At 58.1% G+C, this 16,154-nt stretch carries 16 protein-coding genes; 3 read left to right on the forward strand and 13 right to left on the reverse strand.

The genetic code is table 11. From position 1 onward, the window contains the following. Positions 1-19: 19 nt before the first annotated feature. From SJY32_RS09670 to SJY32_RS09700, 7 genes are all read right to left on the reverse strand, one after another. Positions 20-1,075: a threonine aldolase family protein gene (locus SJY32_RS09670; protein WP_376874287.1), complete on the reverse strand. Its 1,056-nt coding sequence runs from the start codon at positions 1,073-1,075 to the stop codon at positions 20-22. Positions 1,076-1,084: 9 nt separating this feature from the next. Next, positions 1,085-1,549, reverse strand: coding sequence for a YcgN family cysteine cluster protein (locus tag SJY32_RS09675; RefSeq protein WP_376874289.1), 465 nt, complete (start codon positions 1,547-1,549; stop codon positions 1,085-1,087). Beyond that, complete coding sequence (locus tag SJY32_RS09680) at positions 1,542-2,516, reverse strand: bifunctional riboflavin kinase/FAD synthetase (RefSeq protein WP_376874291.1); 975 nt, start codon at positions 2,514-2,516, stop codon at positions 1,542-1,544. Before SJY32_RS09680 ends, SJY32_RS09675 begins: the two co-directional genes overlap by 8 nt. Before the next feature lie 30 nt (positions 2,517-2,546). Then, positions 2,547-2,990, reverse strand: a complete 444-nt coding sequence (locus SJY32_RS09685; protein WP_376877665.1) for a MaoC family dehydratase — start codon at positions 2,988-2,990, stop codon at positions 2,547-2,549. 208 nt (positions 2,991-3,198) lie between these two features. After that, complete coding sequence (locus SJY32_RS09690; protein WP_376874293.1) at positions 3,199-4,077, reverse strand: TIGR01459 family HAD-type hydrolase; 879 nt, start codon at positions 4,075-4,077, stop codon at positions 3,199-3,201. Between the two features lie 236 nt (positions 4,078-4,313). Next, a complete protein-coding gene (locus tag SJY32_RS09695; protein WP_376874295.1) occupies positions 4,314-5,234 on the reverse strand; it encodes a manganese-dependent inorganic pyrophosphatase in 921 nt (306 codons plus the stop codon). A gap of 109 nt (positions 5,235-5,343) precedes the next feature. Then, a complete protein-coding gene (locus SJY32_RS09700) occupies positions 5,344-6,426 on the reverse strand; it encodes a TraB/GumN family protein (protein WP_376874297.1) in 1,083 nt (360 codons plus the stop codon). A 382-nt stretch (positions 6,427-6,808) separates the two neighbouring features. Between SJY32_RS09700 and SJY32_RS09705 the strand changes: the two genes are divergently transcribed. The 3 genes from SJY32_RS09705 to SJY32_RS09715 all read left to right on the forward strand — a co-directional run bounded on the left by SJY32_RS09705 (position 6,809) and on the right by SJY32_RS09715 (position 10,301). Then, positions 6,809-7,096, forward strand: a complete 288-nt coding sequence (locus SJY32_RS09705; RefSeq protein ID WP_376874299.1) for a co-chaperone GroES — start codon at positions 6,809-6,811, stop codon at positions 7,094-7,096. Between the two features lie 84 nt (positions 7,097-7,180). Continuing rightward, positions 7,181-8,827 carry a chaperonin GroEL gene (gene groL, locus SJY32_RS09710; protein WP_376874301.1) on the forward strand — a complete coding sequence of 549 codons (1,647 nt, stop codon included), beginning with the start codon at positions 7,181-7,183 and terminating at the stop codon, positions 8,825-8,827. Positions 8,828-9,041: 214 nt separating this feature from the next. Next, positions 9,042-10,301 (forward strand): EAL domain-containing protein, encoded by a 1,260-nt coding sequence (locus SJY32_RS09715; RefSeq protein WP_376874303.1) that lies wholly within the window; start codon positions 9,042-9,044, stop codon positions 10,299-10,301. Positions 10,302-10,383: 82 nt separating this feature from the next. On the opposite strand, the gene SJY32_RS09720 is transcribed toward SJY32_RS09715, so the two are convergent. The 6 genes from SJY32_RS09720 to SJY32_RS09745 all read right to left on the reverse strand — a co-directional run bounded on the left by SJY32_RS09720 (position 10,384) and on the right by SJY32_RS09745 (position 15,764). After that, positions 10,384-10,734: an H-type lectin domain-containing protein gene (locus SJY32_RS09720; protein ID WP_376874305.1), complete on the reverse strand. Its 351-nt coding sequence runs from the start codon at positions 10,732-10,734 to the stop codon at positions 10,384-10,386. Positions 10,735-10,930: 196 nt separating this feature from the next. Beyond that, positions 10,931-11,329: a F0F1 ATP synthase subunit epsilon gene (locus SJY32_RS09725; protein ID WP_376874307.1), complete on the reverse strand. Its 399-nt coding sequence runs from the start codon at positions 11,327-11,329 to the stop codon at positions 10,931-10,933. Positions 11,330-11,340: 11 nt separating this feature from the next. Further along, positions 11,341-12,762, reverse strand: a complete 1,422-nt coding sequence (atpD, locus tag SJY32_RS09730; RefSeq protein ID WP_376874309.1) for a F0F1 ATP synthase subunit beta — start codon at positions 12,760-12,762, stop codon at positions 11,341-11,343. A gap of 19 nt (positions 12,763-12,781) precedes the next feature. After that, the gene (locus SJY32_RS09735) at positions 12,782-13,654 is read right to left on the reverse strand and encodes a F0F1 ATP synthase subunit gamma (RefSeq protein WP_376874311.1); all 873 of its coding nucleotides are present in this window, start codon (positions 13,652-13,654) and stop codon (positions 12,782-12,784) included. Positions 13,655-13,674: 20 nt separating this feature from the next. Then, positions 13,675-15,204 carry a F0F1 ATP synthase subunit alpha gene (gene atpA, locus SJY32_RS09740; protein ID WP_376874313.1) on the reverse strand — a complete coding sequence of 510 codons (1,530 nt, stop codon included), beginning with the start codon at positions 15,202-15,204 and terminating at the stop codon, positions 13,675-13,677. Next, on the reverse strand, positions 15,204-15,764 hold the full coding sequence (locus tag SJY32_RS09745) for a F0F1 ATP synthase subunit delta (RefSeq protein ID WP_376874315.1): 561 nt from the start codon (positions 15,762-15,764) through the stop codon (positions 15,204-15,206). The genes atpA and SJY32_RS09745 overlap by 1 nt, the downstream gene beginning before the upstream one ends. Between the last annotated feature and the right edge of the window lie 390 nt (positions 15,765-16,154).

Here is a 16,154-nt window from a genome sequence, read left to right on the forward strand (position 1 = left end):
AGCCCGGACCGAGGAAGGTTTATCTCGGCTGGGCGGCGCTGAGGAAGGCTTGGATCTCGGTTTCCGTGGTTGACCATGAGCAGACGAAGCGCGCGCCTAGAAGCTCGGTATCGTCACCGTCGAGCGGCGCATCAAATGGCCACAGATAATAATGAGCGCCCGCCTCATGCAACGCGCGGTGTGTGCCGCGCGGCAGATGGGCGAAGACCTCGTTTGCTTGGGTCGGATGGGTCAGATGGCACATTTCGAGCGCAGCAATTCCCGCTGAGAGCTGCGCTGCGCGCGCATTCGCTTTCGCTGCCAGAGTGAGCCACAGATCGTCAGCAAGATAAGCCTCCATCTGTGCCGCGAGGTAGCGATGTTTGGAGAACAGGTGGCCGCCGCGTTTGCGCCGGAACTCAAATTCCTGCGCTTTTGCCGGATCGAAGAAGATAACCGCCTCAACCCCCATACAGCCGTTCTTCGTGCCCCCGAACGACAAGCAGTCGACGCCAGCGCGCCACGTCAGATCCGCAGGTGACGCGCCAGACGTCAGCAAGGCATTGGCAAACCGTGCACCGTCCATGTGGACTGGCAAGTCGAAGTCTTTGGCGATGGACGCTAACTGCGCAACCTCATCGGCGGTGTAGATTGTGCCGGCCTCGGTCGTGTTGCTGAGCGACAGCATCCCGCGCTGCACGCCGTGCACCCCCATTTGACCCGTCGCCGAGATCGTGGCCCGCGCCGCGTCACGATCGATTTTCCCATGATCGCCATCGATCAGCACCAGTTTCGCGCCGCCCGAGAAGAATTCCGGCGCGCCGCATTCATCGGCCTCGATATGGGCGTGACGGTGACAAAAAATCGCGCCCCACGGATCGGTGAGCGTCGCGCATGCGAGAGCGTTGGCCGCGGTGCCCGTGCCGACGAGATATACCGCGGCCATCGGCGCCTCAAACACCTGACGCAGGCGCTCGACCACGCGCTTTGTGATCTCGTCATTGCCATAGCCCGAAGCATGCCCGTTGGAGGCTTCAAACAAAGCGGCCATGATCTCGGGCGCCACGCCCGAGCCGTTATCGGATGCGAATTCCATGGGAGCCTCTCAGGATAGATCCTCAATCACGTAGTTTTCCCATTCGTCTTCGGGAATTTCGAACTCCGGCACAGTCCAGCCACGCACCGAATGGCCCTCCGCATGGACCGTTTCGGGATCGCCGGAAATCAGATAATGCCATTCCGGCAGCGGCTTGTTGTCAAAGCGCAATCGGTAGGCGCATGTAGCGGGCATCCAATAGGCGATTTCGGTAATATTTTTCGGGCTGAGGCGCACGCATTCGGGCACGAACTGATGGCGAATTTCGTAATTCGCGCACCGGCAGCTTTCCCCGTCAAGGAGACGGCAGGCGACGCGTGTAAACTCGACCTCGCCTGTGTCCTCATATTCGAGTTTGTTGAGACAGCATTTCCCGCATCCGTCGCACAACGCTTCCCATTCGGTGGTGTTGAGCGAGCGTATTGGCAATCGCCAGAATTCGGGGCGCTTCGTCTCGTCAGCAGGTTTAGCCATGCAATGCGCTCCGCCCTAAAATCCCCCGGGCGCGATCGCAATCCGCCGCCATCTGATCGATCAAGGCATCGAGGTTGGAGAATTTCAATTCCGGCCGCAAGAATTCGATCAAAGCGACAGAGAGCTGTGCGCCGTAAAGATCGCCCGCGAAATCGAACAGGTAGCTTTCCAGATTGGGCGCGTTCTCACCAAACATAGGCCGCACGCCAAGGGACGCCGCGCCATTATATGTCCCTGCATGTGGCCCATCCAAGACATCGACCTTGACCGCGTAGACGCCAAGACGCGGCAAATGGAGCCCCGCGACGGACATATTCGCCGTCGGATATCCAAGATCACGGCCCCGCTTTTCACCGTGCAAGACAGGCCCTTCAATCCGGTAGGAATGCCCCAGCATGGAGGCCGCATCCTGAACGCGGCCCTCCGTTAGAGCCGCACGGATCGCGGTGGAGGAGACCTCGACGGGTCCATCATGCAACAGATCGGCGATCGTGACTTCGAAGCCGAACTCCTTGCCCATCCGCATCAGATCTTCCGCGCCGCCCTTGCGACCCGCGCCAAACCGGAAATCGGCCCCCACGGTGACATGCGCCACCCCGAGGCCGCCCGCCAGAACGTCGCGGGCAAAATCCTCCGCAGACATCGCAGCCATGGCCGCGTCAAATTGCAATTCAAACAGGCGCTCAACCCCGAGCATCTCGAAGCGGTGTGCGCGGGCTTGGGCGTTCATCAAGCGGAAGGGGGACTGTTCTTTGCCCGCAGCCGCCGCAAAAAACGCACGGGGATGGGGTTCAAACGTGATAATCCCGAGCGGCTGCGTCGGCAAATGCCCGAAGCCCTCGCCCACCTTCCGCGCCAGATCAATTACGGATCGGTGCCCGCGATGGACCCCGTCAAAATTGCCCATTGCAACGGATGCGCCGCGCGCATCTGTCGGAATATTTCGCCAATCGGTAAAGCTCTGCATAGGGTCCGCCTTTGTCGGCGGAGCCGCCGATCAGTCGAATTTACGCGAGGGTGCCAGAACCAGCGCCTCGCCTTTCAAGACCACGGTATCGCCCACCGCGCAGTGGGTTTCAAGGGTCACGCGCCGCCGGGAATGGTCAATTGCGACGACCTTGACCTCTGCATAGACGATATCGCCCGGACGCACCGGCGCCATGAACTTAAGCGACTGCCCGAGATACACCGTGCCGTGGCCCGGGAGTTGCTCGCCAATGACCGCTGAAATCAGGCCGGCGGTCAGCATCCCATGCGCGATGCGCCCTTCGAAAATTGTATCCTTGGCGTAGGCATCATCGAGGTGGACAGGGTTCCTATCGGTCGAGACTTCCGCGAACAGCTCGATATCGCGATCGGTGATCTCCTTGCGGAGATATCGCAGCATCCCAATTTCAAGATCTTCGATGCAAATCGTGCCGCGCGGGAAATTATCGAGCATGGTCATGGCGTCCCTTGGGTTCATGTTGCACTGCAGCATAGCACGCAAAAAATCCACCGCGCAAGTTATTTACGATTTATGGCCGTATGTTGTATTATTATTTCCCCCAATACTAGCCCTGCGGAAAATGCACACCCAAAGAAAAAGGGAGGCAGCTTGCCCCCCTTCTTAGCTAAAATGTCGCGATGAACCGTCAAATCAGGCGCGCTTAGCGCAGCTTGCCGACCGAATAGCGTGGATTTTGTTGCCGCATGGCGAGCCAAGGCTCCAACAAAGCGGTGTCGGGGTTCTGAACATCCGGCCCGAACTGATCGTGCCCCAAACCGCCCGTCACGAACAAAACATCCATCCCCTCGCCCGCCGCTCCGGCGACATCCGTATTGATCCCGTCGCCAATCGCGAGAAGCGTCACGCCTTCGGCCAAACCATGCGCGGCCAGTTTGCGCCGCGCCATGTCATAAATCGGCGGGTGAGGCTTGCCGAAATACAGCGATACGCCGCCCATTTCCTCGTACAGCGCCGCGATCGCGCCCGCGCAGTAGATCCGCGTCTCGCCCTTATCCACGACGATATCGGGATTTGCGCAGAGCAACGGCATGCCGCGCGTTTTCGCTGCGAGCAATTTAGGGCGATAATCCTCTGGAACCTCGTTCACCTCATCGAACGGCCCCGTGCAAATAATCCCCTCCGCCTCCTCAAAGCTTACGCGCTCAACGCCCTCCTGCCCCGCCCAAGCCTGCGGAATCGCGGTAAAGAATCCCTCGTCCTTATCTGGCCCGAGATGCCAGACCTTGCGCCCCACAGCGCCTGCGAGCATCGCGTCTTGCGCCGCGTCACCTGATGTGACGATTAAATCCCATGCATCGCGCGGTACGCCCATCGCATCCAACTGTTCGGCGACAAACATTTCCGGACGTGGCGCATTGGTAAGCAGCACAACAGTCCCGCCCTGCGCACGGTAAGACTGCAACGCTTTGACGGCGTCGGGGAAAGCCTCCACGCCATTGTGCAAGCATCCCCAAAGGTCACAAAGTACGGCGTCGTAATGGGCGGAAACATCTTCTAGCGATTGGATAATCTGGGTCATATCGGTCCTCTCAATGCGGCGGTGCGCCCTGCTTGGCAGAGATATAGGACAGGCGCATAACAATTACCAACGCACAACAGAGGCGCAGCCGCGCGCGCGCATCGATTTTCGGGGGCGCGTCATAGTCTACGAGCACCTTTTGCGCGATGACGCCGAGGGAAGCCCCCCGCCTGCGCGCCCGAATAGCAAAAGGGCGAGGATAACCCCGCCCTTCACGTCGTTAAAGGCTGAGACGCTTACGCCTTGAGGACAGGCATGATCTGTTTCTTGCGCGACATGACGCCCGGCAACACGACCGTATCGCCAGTGACCGTGCACCCGAACGACGATTCCGCGATCATTTTCACGGTTTCATTCGGCACGAGCAACGTGGCTTCTTCTTTCAAGATGTCGATAATGAACAACAAGACCTCTTGGGCCCCGTCTTCTTTTGCCACAGCAGGCATCGACGCCATCAAGCTGTCTTTGCGGTCCAAAAGAAGCTTCGGCGCGGTCGTCTCCAGAACGGAGACACGCAGATCGGTCGCGCCCACGGTGTATTCTTTCGAATCCATCCGCAAAAGCTCCGCATCCGAGAACGCCGAAACATCTGATTTCGCCTCGAACATCGCGCTCGCCAATTCATTAATCGACACGCCCAGATCGTTTGCGAGAATTTCGCAAACTTCCTTATCGTGCGGCGTCGTTGTCGGTGAGCGGAATTCCAGCGTATCGGACAGGATGCACGACAGCATCGCGCCTTTGATCCCGCGCGGCGCCTTCGCCAAATCGTCGCCGATCAGATCAAACATGATCGTTGCGGTGCAAGCCAGAGGGCGGATCGTGATATCGATTGGGCCTTTGGTTTCCAAGCCACCAACCAGTTTGTGGTGGTCGATGATCGCAAGGATATCGGCGCCGTGGATGCCTGCGGGCAATTCAGCGGGATTGTTGGTGTCAACGATGACCACCTGCTCGCCCGCGCCCAGATCTGCGATAATCGCGGGTTTTGGCAGATCCCAATGTTGAAGCACGAAAGCGGCCTCGGTATTCGGCTCGCCCAGCAAGACCGGATCGGCCTTCACGCCTTTGATTTCGCTGAGATACCAAGCCCAAATAATAGGGGAGCCGGTGGAATCGGTGTCGGGGGATTTATGGCCCAGAACCTTGATGGTCATATGCGCTCTCACTTAACAAAGACAGGTTTGCTGCCTTATAGGCGCGCCGTTCATCCTTGTCACGCCTCGCGACGCTTACGCAACGGGCCGACAACCCCCTGATGGCCGTTCAGTAAGGCGAAATCGTCCATCCGCGCTGCGCGAGCAGGTTCAAGACCCCGTCCTCCCCCGCCAGATGCAGCGCGCCCGCCGCCATCACCACAGGTTTGCCTGCGGCCGTGGCCGCTGCCGCCTCAATCACCGGAACCCATGCATGATTGCGCTGCACCATGAGTTGATCCTCTGAAAGCGCCAATTGCCGCTCAATCACCTCTGGCGGCAACGTTGTATCCTGACGTGCCAGCCAATCGGAAAATTCCCAAATCAACCGCGTCTCGCCTTTGAAATAGGCATCCGCGAGGGTTGTCGTCATGTCGTCATTCTTGCCCTCAACCGCCAGCGCCCCCACGACCAGATCGCGCTGCTCCGCCTCGGGGAGGTCCTCGAACAGATGGAAGGCCGTGTCGTAGGATTCGAGCGCGCGGATTGGCAGGTTCCGCAATTGCGCGGCATGCATGATCTGTTTGTCCAAGCCTTCCGCACCTTCAGCGATCGCCTGCATTGCGCAAGGGCTCATCGAAATCACGATTGCCGCATACCAAGGCTTGAACTTCGCGCCGAAAATCGGCGGGATACCGCGCGCCTCCAACGCCACTGTGAGGCGTTCCCAATCCGCCGGATCGAGCAGCTCGGGGAGCGTCGGACCATCAAGGTCGAACATCAGATCAGGGCGACTCGCGAGTTCGGATTGCAACCGCGACTCCTCTTTCGGGCCCGCCTCGACAAGAAGGCTCGCGGCCTGATCAAGCACAGGAGCGATACGCGCCAGCAGTGCGGCGTGGCGCGGATCATCCAGATGATATGTGCCAATGATGATCGCGCTTTGCTCTTTAGACGCCGCCGAACCCAGAGGCGCGGCCTTTGTGGCGCGCCACACCAGCCCTTTGGCATAGGGCGCCGCATCGGCGGCAGCACGGATCTGCGCGAGCTCCGCAGGCGGGAGTTGATCCATCAAGTTCACACCTGCGCAATGCGCGTTGGCGTCGGCGGCCAATCCCCAACCCACCGCCAATGAGAAAACTGACGCGGCGAGGCCGGAACGGCGCTTTGGCAAACCAAACCGGCGCAGTCGCCCGATCAAACCTATCCGCATCCTCAAACCCTCCGTGCATCATCGCCGCGCCCGTCCCACGACAGCGCAGGCGACGGTGTGTGATCCCCAGACACTCGCAGTTTCATGGCGCCTTGACCAGCCATCGGCGGCATCCTGCGCGCGGAGAATTTGCGGGTTTGTCCATCGGGGGTTTAACTTGATCAAATCGTGACTATGTAACCCGCCTATACCGCGTTTACGCCCAATTTCCTTTGGTATTTCCGGTGAAGCGACGCATCAGAACCTGCCGCAAAAAATTCATAAATTTTGCCGCGCTAAGGTGTTGACAGTGACGGTGTGTAGTGACTAACTCCCGCATCGTTAGCACTCGCCTCCTGTGAGTGCTAAATCCAACAACCTGGAACCTTAGGGAGTGACCCAGATGGCATTCAAACCGCTTCATGACCGTGTGCTGGTTAAGCGCGTCGCATCGGACGAGAAAACCAAGGGCGGCCTGATCATCCCCGATAGCGCCAAAGAAAAACCGGCTGAGGGCGAAATCGTCGCAGTGGGCGAAGGCGCACGCAAGGACTCGGGCGAGCTGATCGCACCTTCCGTAAAAGTTGGCGATATCGTTTTGTTCGGCAAATGGTCGGGCACCGAAGTGACGCTCAACGGCGAAGAACTTCTGATCATGAAAGAAGGCGACATCATGGGGATCATCGGCTGATCCAGCCGATGCGGCGCGGAGGGATGACCCTCTGCCCCCTCATCTAGCCTCTTTCAAACGTAACTCTATTTAGGAGCCTCAATCATGGCAGCTAAAGAAGTAAAATTCTCGACTGAAGCCCGCGACCGTATGTTGCGCGGCGTCAACATCCTCGCAGATGCTGTTAAAGTGACCCTCGGCCCAAAAGGCCGTAACGTCGTTTTGGAAAAATCCTTCGGCGCACCGCGGATCACCAAAGACGGTGTTTCGGTCGCTAAAGAGATCGAGCTTTCCGACAAGTTCGAAAACATGGGCGCGCAGATGGTCAAAGAAGTGGCCTCGCGCACCAATGACGAAGCAGGCGACGGCACCACAACCGCGACTGTTCTCGCACAAGCGATCGTCAAAGAAGGCATGAAAGCGGTTGCCGCCGGCATGAACCCGATGGATCTCAAGCGCGGCATCGACCAAGCGACCCTCAAAGTCGTTGAAGCGATCAAAGCGGCTGCACGTCCTGTTTCGGGCACTGACGAAGTTGCGCAAGTCGGCACCATCTCGGCAAACGGCGAAGCTTCCATCGGCCGTCAAATCGCAGACGCGATGCAGCGTGTTGGCAACGAAGGTGTGATCACCGTCGAAGAAAACAAAGGCATGGAAACGGAAGTTGAAGTCGTTGAGGGCATGCAGTTCGACCGCGGCTACCTCTCGCCTTACTTCGTGACCAACCCTGACAAAATGATCGCGGATCTCGAAGACTGCATCGTTTTGCTGCACGAGAAAAAACTCTCGTCGCTGCAGCCAATGGTTCCGCTGTTGGAGCAAGTGATCCAGTCGCAAAAGCCGCTCCTCATCATTGCTGAGGATGTTGAAGGCGAAGCGCTGGCAACTCTCGTTGTGAACAAACTGCGCGGCGGCCTCAAAATCGCAGCAGTCAAAGCACCGGGCTTCGGCGATCGTCGTAAAGCCATGTTGCAAGACATTGCGATCCTGACCGGCGGCCAAGTGATCTCCGAAGATCTCGGCATGAAGCTCGAAAATGTCACGATGGACATGCTCGGCTCGGCCAAGAAAATCACGATCACCAAAGAAAACACCACCATCGTTGATGGCGCTGGTGACAAGGCCGAGATCGAAGCGCGCGTCGCACAGATCCGCACCCAGATCGAAGAAACCACCTCGGATTACGACAAAGAGAAGCTGCAAGAGCGCGTTGCGAAACTCGCAGGCGGCGTTGCTGTGATCCGCGTTGGCGGCATGACCGAAGTTGAAGTTAAAGAGCGCAAAGACCGTGTGGACGATGCTCTCAACGCAACTCGCGCTGCTGTTCAAGAAGGTATCGTCGTTGGCGGCGGCGTCGCTCTGGTTCAGGCTGGCAAGATCCTTGAAGGTCTGACCGGCGCGAACTCCGACGTGAACGCAGGCATCGCTATCGTTCGTCGCGCACTCGAAGCACCGCTGCGTCAGATTGCTGACAACGCAGGCGTCGACGGCGCAGTTGTGGCGGGCAAAGTTCGTGAATCCGACGACCTGACCTTCGGCTTCAACGCACAAACCGAAGAATATGGCGACATGTTCTCCTTCGGCGTTATCGATCCGGCGAAAGTCACCCGCACCGCTCTTGAAGATGCGGCATCGGTTGCAGGCCTCTTGATCACCACCGAATGCATGGTTGCCGAGAAGCCAGAGCCAAAAGGCGCAGGCGGCGGCATGCCCGATATGGGCGGCATGGGCGGCATGGGCGGCATGATGTAATCATCGGCCACGCCGAACGATTCGGAAGGGCGGCCCGGTTGGGTCGCCCTTTTCTCATCCAACGTGATAAAACATTTAGAAACTCCCCGAACGGATATACGAAATATCCAATTGCGCTAAATAATCAGCTGATCTGATAAATTTTGTTGCACAATCTCAGGTTGATATTGTCATAATGACGACAATGTTACCTAACCATTGGTTGGAGCAATTTATGTTAGATGAATCTGATATTCATAATTTATTTATGCGCGTTACGTGCCGCTCCGCTGAAGACCTCTCATCGATGCTGCAACAATGCATGGATGTCTTAACCGCACATCTTTCCCTGCAGTCCATGTATATCGCGCAGGTACGCGATGCCGGCGAACGGATCATATGCTTCCATGACACCGGAACGCTCCTGCCAGAGCTTACGATCGGCGCCTCACCACCAATCGCCACGCAAGATGACCCTCTGCCCCATATCCGACTGCCCATCAAACATCCAAACGGTGCACAGCTTGGTACGATCTACGGCGCATTTTACGCGGGGTTGCCTACGATCACAGACTCCAATCACCGTTTGCTCCGCGCAGTCTCAGAACTGATCGCAGCGCAGATCTCCGTCATTGAGGCACTTGGCGACGCAGACGATGCCCCTGCCCCCACATCGCCCTCGCGTCCCGCCTCGGCCCCGCCCGCCCTCAAAAAAACGGCAGCCGCCCCCCCCGTTGATGAGAGCAAGGACATCGCCCTCACACTGGCGCACAACAATATCACCCCGCTGTTTCAACCGATTATCGGGCTACAGGATATGAAGACCCGCGGCTTCGAAGGGCTTTCGCGCTTTCCCGCCTTACGGCAGCAAAACGTGCAGACAGTCTTCGACGCTGCGCATCGATCAGGCCTCGGACCCGAACTGGAAATCCAAGCCGTGCGCCAACTGATTACGCAAACGCACGACCGCCTCGATGAATTGGGATTCGTCTCCTTCAACCTCTCACAGTCCGTGTTGCAGATGGAGACGCTCCAAGTCTTATATGAGCGCGGCTGCGAAGGCGTTCCCAAGAACGGTTACATTGTCGAAATATCCGAGGCGGAAGCGGTGGAGAATTTCTGCGAGCTGCGCACAGCCTTGGTGCGTATGCGGCAGGCCGGCCTGAAGATCGCAATCGACGACGTCGGCGCGGGACAATCTGGCCTTCGGCATATTTTGATGCTGGAACCCGATATCATCAAAATCGACGTCTCGGTCACAGCGCGGATTGAGACCCATACGGCCAGCCGCGCGATGATGGCGGCCTTGAACAGCTACGGAGCGCAGACGGATTGCGAGATCATCGCCGAGGGAATCGAGACCTCCGAGCAGCTGAATATCCTGCGGGGCTTGGGGACATCGATGGGGCAAGGCTTCCTTCTCGGGCGCCCCGCATCCCTCCCTGCGGCCAAGCAAGAGCGCGTGACGCCCCCAGTCGCACAAATGGCTAGCTGACCCCACCCTGGACGGCATTTGACCGCGCTCAAGCCTCTGGAATGGTCCCGACGACACGGGATCGGCGGCAGTCGTTTAAAAGTTAGTCAACGTCCCAATCATCATCGTGGCGCAATCCACCGATCGCCATCCAATCTGCACGGACCCGCGCGACGCGGGTGTCGCCCCAAGTCCGGAAAACGATAACAAAGCCTTCCTCTGTGATCATATCTGCGCTGATATCCATCCGGCTATTGGCCTTTTGATCGATATCCCACATCGAGAGCGACACATGCACGGCGGGTGGGGTGCGATAGCGCGAGGCGAACTCGACGATCCGGCGCAGCTCGCGCGGGCCCTCCCCCGTCCACATGGTGCCGCCATCTTGGTAATCTGAAAACAGGACGAGCGATCCTTGATCAACCCCAACCGTCAAACTGTCTAATCGCTGCATAATGCCCCCTGAAACTTGAAGGAAAGATTTAACCTCGATGTCTTAAAAGAAAACCCCGAATTCGCGTAAGGGTTGCGCAAAAAGGTCGGTGGTGAGGCTGCGCGCCCAGAACAAAACGTTCTGACATGGCGCCTTGCCGCATGAAAAAAGCCCCGCGCCTTGGGCACGGGGCTTTTCAAATTTGAAGATGTCGCACTCAGACTGTGATGTGGTCGCCCAAGGCTTCCATATCCGCCAGCAGTTTCGCAGCATGTGCAACCGCATCCGACGCTGCCGAGGCATGCGCCTCTTTCGCGGACGCGACCAATTCCGCATGGATTTCACGAGTCAGTTCCTTGGTCGGCAAACCGCGCTCAGCGAGCACGGTTACGCTTTCCTGACTGATTTCGGCAAAGCCACCCGTCACTGCATAGTCATGTGTGCCGTCAGAGCCGACAACCGTCAGCACGCCAGGGCGCAGGGTGGTGATGAGGGCCGTGTGGCCCGGCATCACCGTCATGTCGCCTTCCGCGGACGGAATACGGACCTCGAGGGCCTGAACAGAAGCGAGCTTCCGTTCAGGGGACACGAGATCGAATTGCATCGTATCGGCCATGACCCTACCCCTTACGCTGCGTCAGCGAGGCGTTGAGCCTTGGCGATCACTTCGTCGATGCCACCAACCATGTAGAACGCGGCTTCCGGCAGGTGGTCATACTCGCCAGCAACCACAGCCTTGAACGACTTGATGGTGTCTTCGAGCGGAACCTGTTTGCCGTCTGCGCCGGTGAACACTTTTGCAACGTCAAACGGCTGCGACAGGAAACGCTCGATTTTGCGAGCGCGCGTCACGGTCATTTTGTCGTCTTCCGACAGTTCGTCCATGCCAAGGATGGCGATGATGTCTTGCAGCGATTTGTAGCGCTGAAGGATCTGTTGAACGTCCGTTGCAACTTTGTAGTGCTCTTCGCCGATCACCAGCGGGTCGAGCAGGCGCGAAGTCGAGCCGAGCGGATCCACAGCCGGGTAGATGCCTTTTTCCGAGATCGAGCGGTCGAGAACCGTCGTTGCGTCCAAGTGGGCGAACGAGGTTGCCGGCGCGGGGTCGGTCAAGTCATCTGCGGGAACGTACACGGCTTGCACCGAGGTGATCGAACCCGATTTGGTCGACGAAATGCGTTCTTGCATTGCGCCCATGTCGGTTGCCAGCGTTGGCTGGTAGCCCACAGCGGACGGGATACGGCCGAGAAGTGCGGACACTTCCGAACCTGCTTGGGTGAAGCGGAAGATGTTGTCCACGAAGAACAAAACGTCCGAACCGGTATCGTCGCGGAACTGCTCTGCCAAGGTCAGACCCGACAGGGCGACGCGCATACGTGCTCCCGGAGGCTCGTTCATTTGGCCGTAAACCAGTGCGATTTTCGACTTCTCGAGGTCATCAGGAACGATAACGCCGGATTCGATCATCTCGTGGTAGAGGTCGTTACCTTCACGGGTCCGCTCGCCAACACCAGCGAACACGGACACGCCCGAGTGCACTTTTGCAATGTTGTTGATCAATTCCATGATCAGAACGGTTTTACCCACGCCCGCACCGCCGAAGAGGCCGATTTTGCCGCCTTTCGTGTAGGGGGCGAGAAGGTCGATGACCTTGATGCCGGTGACGAGGATTTCCGTAGCGGTCGACTGCTGGTCGAAAGCAGGCGCTTCGCCATGGATCGCACGCTGTGTTGTCGATTTGACCGGACCTTGTTCGTCAACGGGCTCGCCGATGACGTTCAGGATACGACCCAGAGTGCCGGTGCCAACGGGTACCGAGATCGGTGCGCCGAGGTCGCTCACTGCTGCGCCACGGACGAGACCTTCGGTCGAATCCATTGCGATTGTACGGACAGTGTTCTCGCCGAGGTGCTGCGCAACCTCCAACACGAGACGCTTGCCGTTGTTGTCCGTTTCGAGAGCGTTCAGAATCGCCGGGAGGGCGTCTTCAAACTGAACGTCCACGACGGCGCCGATGACTTGCGTCACTTTGCCTTTTGCTTGTGCCATGTTCGTTTCTCCGGTTCCGTCAGAGCGCTTCCGCGCCCGAAATGATTTCGATCAGCTCGTTGGTGATCACGGCCTGACGCGAGCGGTTGTACTCGACCGTCAGCTTGTCAATCATGTCACCCGCATTGCGCGTCGCGTTATCCATTGCCGACATCTGGGCCCCGTTGAAGGAGGCGTTATTTTCCAGAAGCGCGCCGAAGATTTGCGTCGCAACACCGCGTGGCAGAAGGTCTGCCAAGATCGTTTCCTCGTTCGGTTCGTATTCGTAGGAGGCATCGGAAGATGCCGCCGCGGAATCGAACGTCGCAGGAATGATCTGCTGCGCGGTCGGGATCTGCGAGATCACGTTTTCGAAGCGAGCAAAGAAGATCGTTGCCACATCGAAATCACCGGCATCAAAGCGCGTGAAGATATCGCGAGCGATATCCTGCGCGTTGACATAGCCAATGCGTTTGACCTCGGAGAGATCGACATGGCCGACCAGATACTGGCTAAAATCGCGGCGAAGAGCATCACGGCCCTTCTTGCCGACGGTGAGAATTTTCACCGTTTTTCCTTTCGCCAGCAGCTCGGTCGCCCGTGCCTTTGCCAGTTTCGCGATGTTGCCGTTAAAGCCACCGCAAAGCCCGCGCTCACCGGTCATGACCACCAAAAGGTGGGTCTGATCCGAGCCCGTCCCGGCCAAAAGCCGGGGCGCGCTATCAGAGCCGCCAACCGAGGCAGCAAGCCCCGTCATGACAGCCGTCATGCGCTCGGCGTAAGGCCGAGCGTTTTCAGCGGCTTCTTGGGCGCGACGGAGTTTAGCCGCCGCGACCATTTGCATCGCTTTCGTGATCTTCCGCGTATTTTTAACGCTTTGGATCCGGTTTTTTAGGTCCTTAAGGCTAGGCATGTCCCCGTCCTTTCAGGCGATTACGCGAAGGTCTTGGCGAATTCTTCGATCGCAGCTTTCAGCTTGTCTTCAGCTTCACCCTTGATCTTCGGATCTTCTTTGGTCAGCCACTCAAGGATGTCTTTGCGTGCGCCGCGCAGGTGCGCCAGAAGGCCCTGCTCGAAACGTGCAACATCTTTAACTGGCAGAGCATCGAGGAAGCCCTTGGTGCCTGCGAAGATCACAGCGACGATTTCCGCGTTGGTGAGCGGCGCGTATTGCGGCTGCTTCATCAACTCGGTGAGGCGTGCGCCACGGTTCAGCAGCTTTTGCGTTGCGGCATCGAGATCCGAACCGAACTGAGCGAAAGCAGCCATCTCGCGGTACTGAGCGAGCTCCAGTTTCACCGGACCAGCAACCGATTTCATCGAGTTGGTTTGAGCCGACGAACCCACGCGCGAAACCGACAGACCGGTGTTCACTGCGGGACGGATCCCTTGGTAGAAGAGTTCGGTTTCCAAGAAGATCTGGCCGTCGGTGATCGAGATCACGTTGGTCGGAATAAACGCGGAAACGTCGCCGCCTTGGGTTTCAATGATCGGCAGAGCCGTCAACGAGCCCGAGCCGTATTCTTCATTGAGCTTTGCCGAACGTTCCAACAACCGCGAGTGAAGGTAGAAAACGTCGCCTGGGTAAGCTTCACGGCCCGGCGGGCGACGCAGAAGCAAGGACATCTGGCGATAAGACACAGCTTGCTTCGAGAGGTCATCATAGATGATCAAAGCGTGCTGGCCGTTGTCGCGGTAGTATTCCGCCATTGCAGTCGCGGAGTAAGGCGCGAGGAACTGCATCGGTGCCGGATCGGACGCGGTTGCGGCGATCACGGTGGTGTAGGCGATTGCGCCGGTTTCTTCGAGCTTTTTCACAAGCTGAGCAACCGTCGAACGCTTTTGACCGATTGCAACGTAGAAGCAATGCAGTTTGTTGTCAGGGTTCGCGTTGTTGTACGATGCCTGGTTCAGAATGGTGTCGAGCGCGATTGCGGTCTTGCCTGTCTGACGGTCACCGATGATCAATTCACGCTGGCCACGGCCAACCGGGATCATTGCGTCAACCGACTTGAGGCCGGTCGCCATTGGCTCATGCACCGATTTACGCGGGATGATGCCTGGTGCTTTGGAATCTGCCACGCGGCGTTCGGTCGACTCGATTGCGCCTTTGCCGTCGATCGGGTTACCCAGACCGTCAACTACGCGGCCGAGAAGGCCCGGACCAACCGGAACGTCCACGATCGAGTTGGTGCGCTTAACAACGTCACCTTCTTTGATGTCGCGGTCGGCGCCGAAGATAACGATACCAACGTTGTCGGTCTCTAGGTTGAGTGCCATCCCGCGGATACCACCGGGGAATTCGACCATCTCACCGGCCTGGACGTTATCGAGCCCGTGAACGCGCGCGATACCATCACCGACGGAGAGCACACGCCCCACTTCGGCGACTTGGGCGTCCTGCCCAAAATTCTTGATCTGCTCCTTGAGGATAGCAGAAATTTCGGCTGCTTGGATGCCCATTATCCGACCTCTTTCATGGCGTTCTTGAGTGATGCCAGTTTCGAAGCGACCGAGGTGTCGACCATCTTCGAGCCCAGCTTTACAATCATGCCGCCAATGAGAGATTCATCAACAGCAAGGTTAAGTTTTACAGTTTTACCCGTTTGTTTTGCGAGTACGCCCGCGAGCTTGTCGGCTTGTGCCGCAGTCAGCTCGGTGGCGGCAGTGACATCCGCGGTCACCTCGCCTTTCGCATCCGCGATCATCCCTTGCAGGCTTGTCACCAGCGCAGGAAGCGCGAACAGGCGGCGATTGCTTGCCATGAGACGAAGCGTGCTGGCGAGCGTATCGCCCAGCCCCATCTTGGCAGCAATCGCGCCGATAGCCGCCGATTGATCATCGCGCGAATAAAGCGGCGATGTCATCAGATCACGAAGTTCGGACGAGCTTGAGACAACTCCACGCAATGCGTCGAGATCCTTTTCAAGCGCGTCGAGCCCGTTGGCCTCACGCGAAATTTCAAAAACAGCCGTCGCATAGCGCGCGGCGATGCTTGCGGAAATCGAAGCTGGTTCGGACACGTCCACCCTTCCGATATCATCTTGCCTAAGGCTCCCGAGACGAAGACTCTTCCTCGCATCAGGCCGAAGGCCCCCCAATGACGTTCGGGGCCTCCGAACGCGTCAATCGGGGGAGCATGTAGCAGAGGTATGAATGCCTCGCAACACTCTCAGACAACAGAATGTGAACTGAACACCCTCAAATCGCACTTCAGGCGACAAGATCGGGCACTGGGGACGGGAAATAGGCAGTCGGGGCGCCAAAACGCGCATTTGAGGGGAGGAAACGCGCGAAATGGAACGTTGTCGAGAGGTGTAAACTTGCTGCACTGCCGCATGAGGCGGGCGTCTCGGCGGAGTTTACGGCATCTCGGCCCGGATCCTCCGCCCGACGAGCAGAATCGCTTCGTG

The organism is Albirhodobacter sp. R86504 (genome assembly GCF_042466415.1).
In the GTDB taxonomy this organism is placed as follows: Bacteria; Pseudomonadota; Alphaproteobacteria; order Rhodobacterales; family Rhodobacteraceae; genus Albirhodobacter.

What these genes read in the sequence shown, in the direction of transcription:
- SJY32_RS09695 (WP_376874295.1), bottom strand. Translation starts at nt 5,234, where the DNA reads ATGACCATCAAGGTTCTGGGCCATAAATCCCCCGACACCGATTCCACC.
- SJY32_RS09680 (WP_376874291.1), bottom strand. Translation starts at nt 2,516, where the DNA reads ATGCAGAGCTTTACCGATTGGCGAAATATTCCGACAGATGCGCGCGGC.
- SJY32_RS09705 (WP_376874299.1), top strand. Translation starts at nt 6,809, where the DNA reads ATGGCATTCAAACCGCTTCATGACCGTGTGCTGGTTAAGCGCGTCGCA.
- SJY32_RS09675 (WP_376874289.1), bottom strand. Translation starts at nt 1,549, where the DNA reads ATGGCTAAACCTGCTGACGAGACGAAGCGCCCCGAATTCTGGCGATTG.
- groL (WP_376874301.1), top strand. Translation starts at nt 7,181, where the DNA reads ATGGCAGCTAAAGAAGTAAAATTCTCGACTGAAGCCCGCGACCGTATG.
- atpD (WP_376874309.1), bottom strand. Translation starts at nt 12,762, where the DNA reads ATGGCACAAGCAAAAGGCAAAGTGACGCAAGTCATCGGCGCCGTCGTG.
- SJY32_RS09670 (WP_376874287.1), bottom strand. Translation starts at nt 1,075, where the DNA reads ATGGAATTCGCATCCGATAACGGCTCGGGCGTGGCGCCCGAGATCATG.
- SJY32_RS09720 (WP_376874305.1), bottom strand. Translation starts at nt 10,734, where the DNA reads ATGCAGCGATTAGACAGTTTGACGGTTGGGGTTGATCAAGGATCGCTC.
- SJY32_RS09725 (WP_376874307.1), bottom strand. Translation starts at nt 11,329, where the DNA reads ATGGCCGATACGATGCAATTCGATCTCGTGTCCCCTGAACGGAAGCTC.
- SJY32_RS09700 (WP_376874297.1), bottom strand. Translation starts at nt 6,426, where the DNA reads ATGCGGATAGGTTTGATCGGGCGACTGCGCCGGTTTGGTTTGCCAAAG.
- atpA (WP_376874313.1), bottom strand. Translation starts at nt 15,204, where the DNA reads ATGGGCATCCAAGCAGCCGAAATTTCTGCTATCCTCAAGGAGCAGATC.
- SJY32_RS09735 (WP_376874311.1), bottom strand. Translation starts at nt 13,654, where the DNA reads ATGCCTAGCCTTAAGGACCTAAAAAACCGGATCCAAAGCGTTAAAAAT.
- SJY32_RS09685 (WP_376877665.1), bottom strand. Translation starts at nt 2,990, where the DNA reads ATGCTCGATAATTTCCCGCGCGGCACGATTTGCATCGAAGATCTTGAA.
- SJY32_RS09690 (WP_376874293.1), bottom strand. Translation starts at nt 4,077, where the DNA reads ATGACCCAGATTATCCAATCGCTAGAAGATGTTTCCGCCCATTACGAC.
- SJY32_RS09715 (WP_376874303.1), top strand. Translation starts at nt 9,042, where the DNA reads ATGTTAGATGAATCTGATATTCATAATTTATTTATGCGCGTTACGTGC.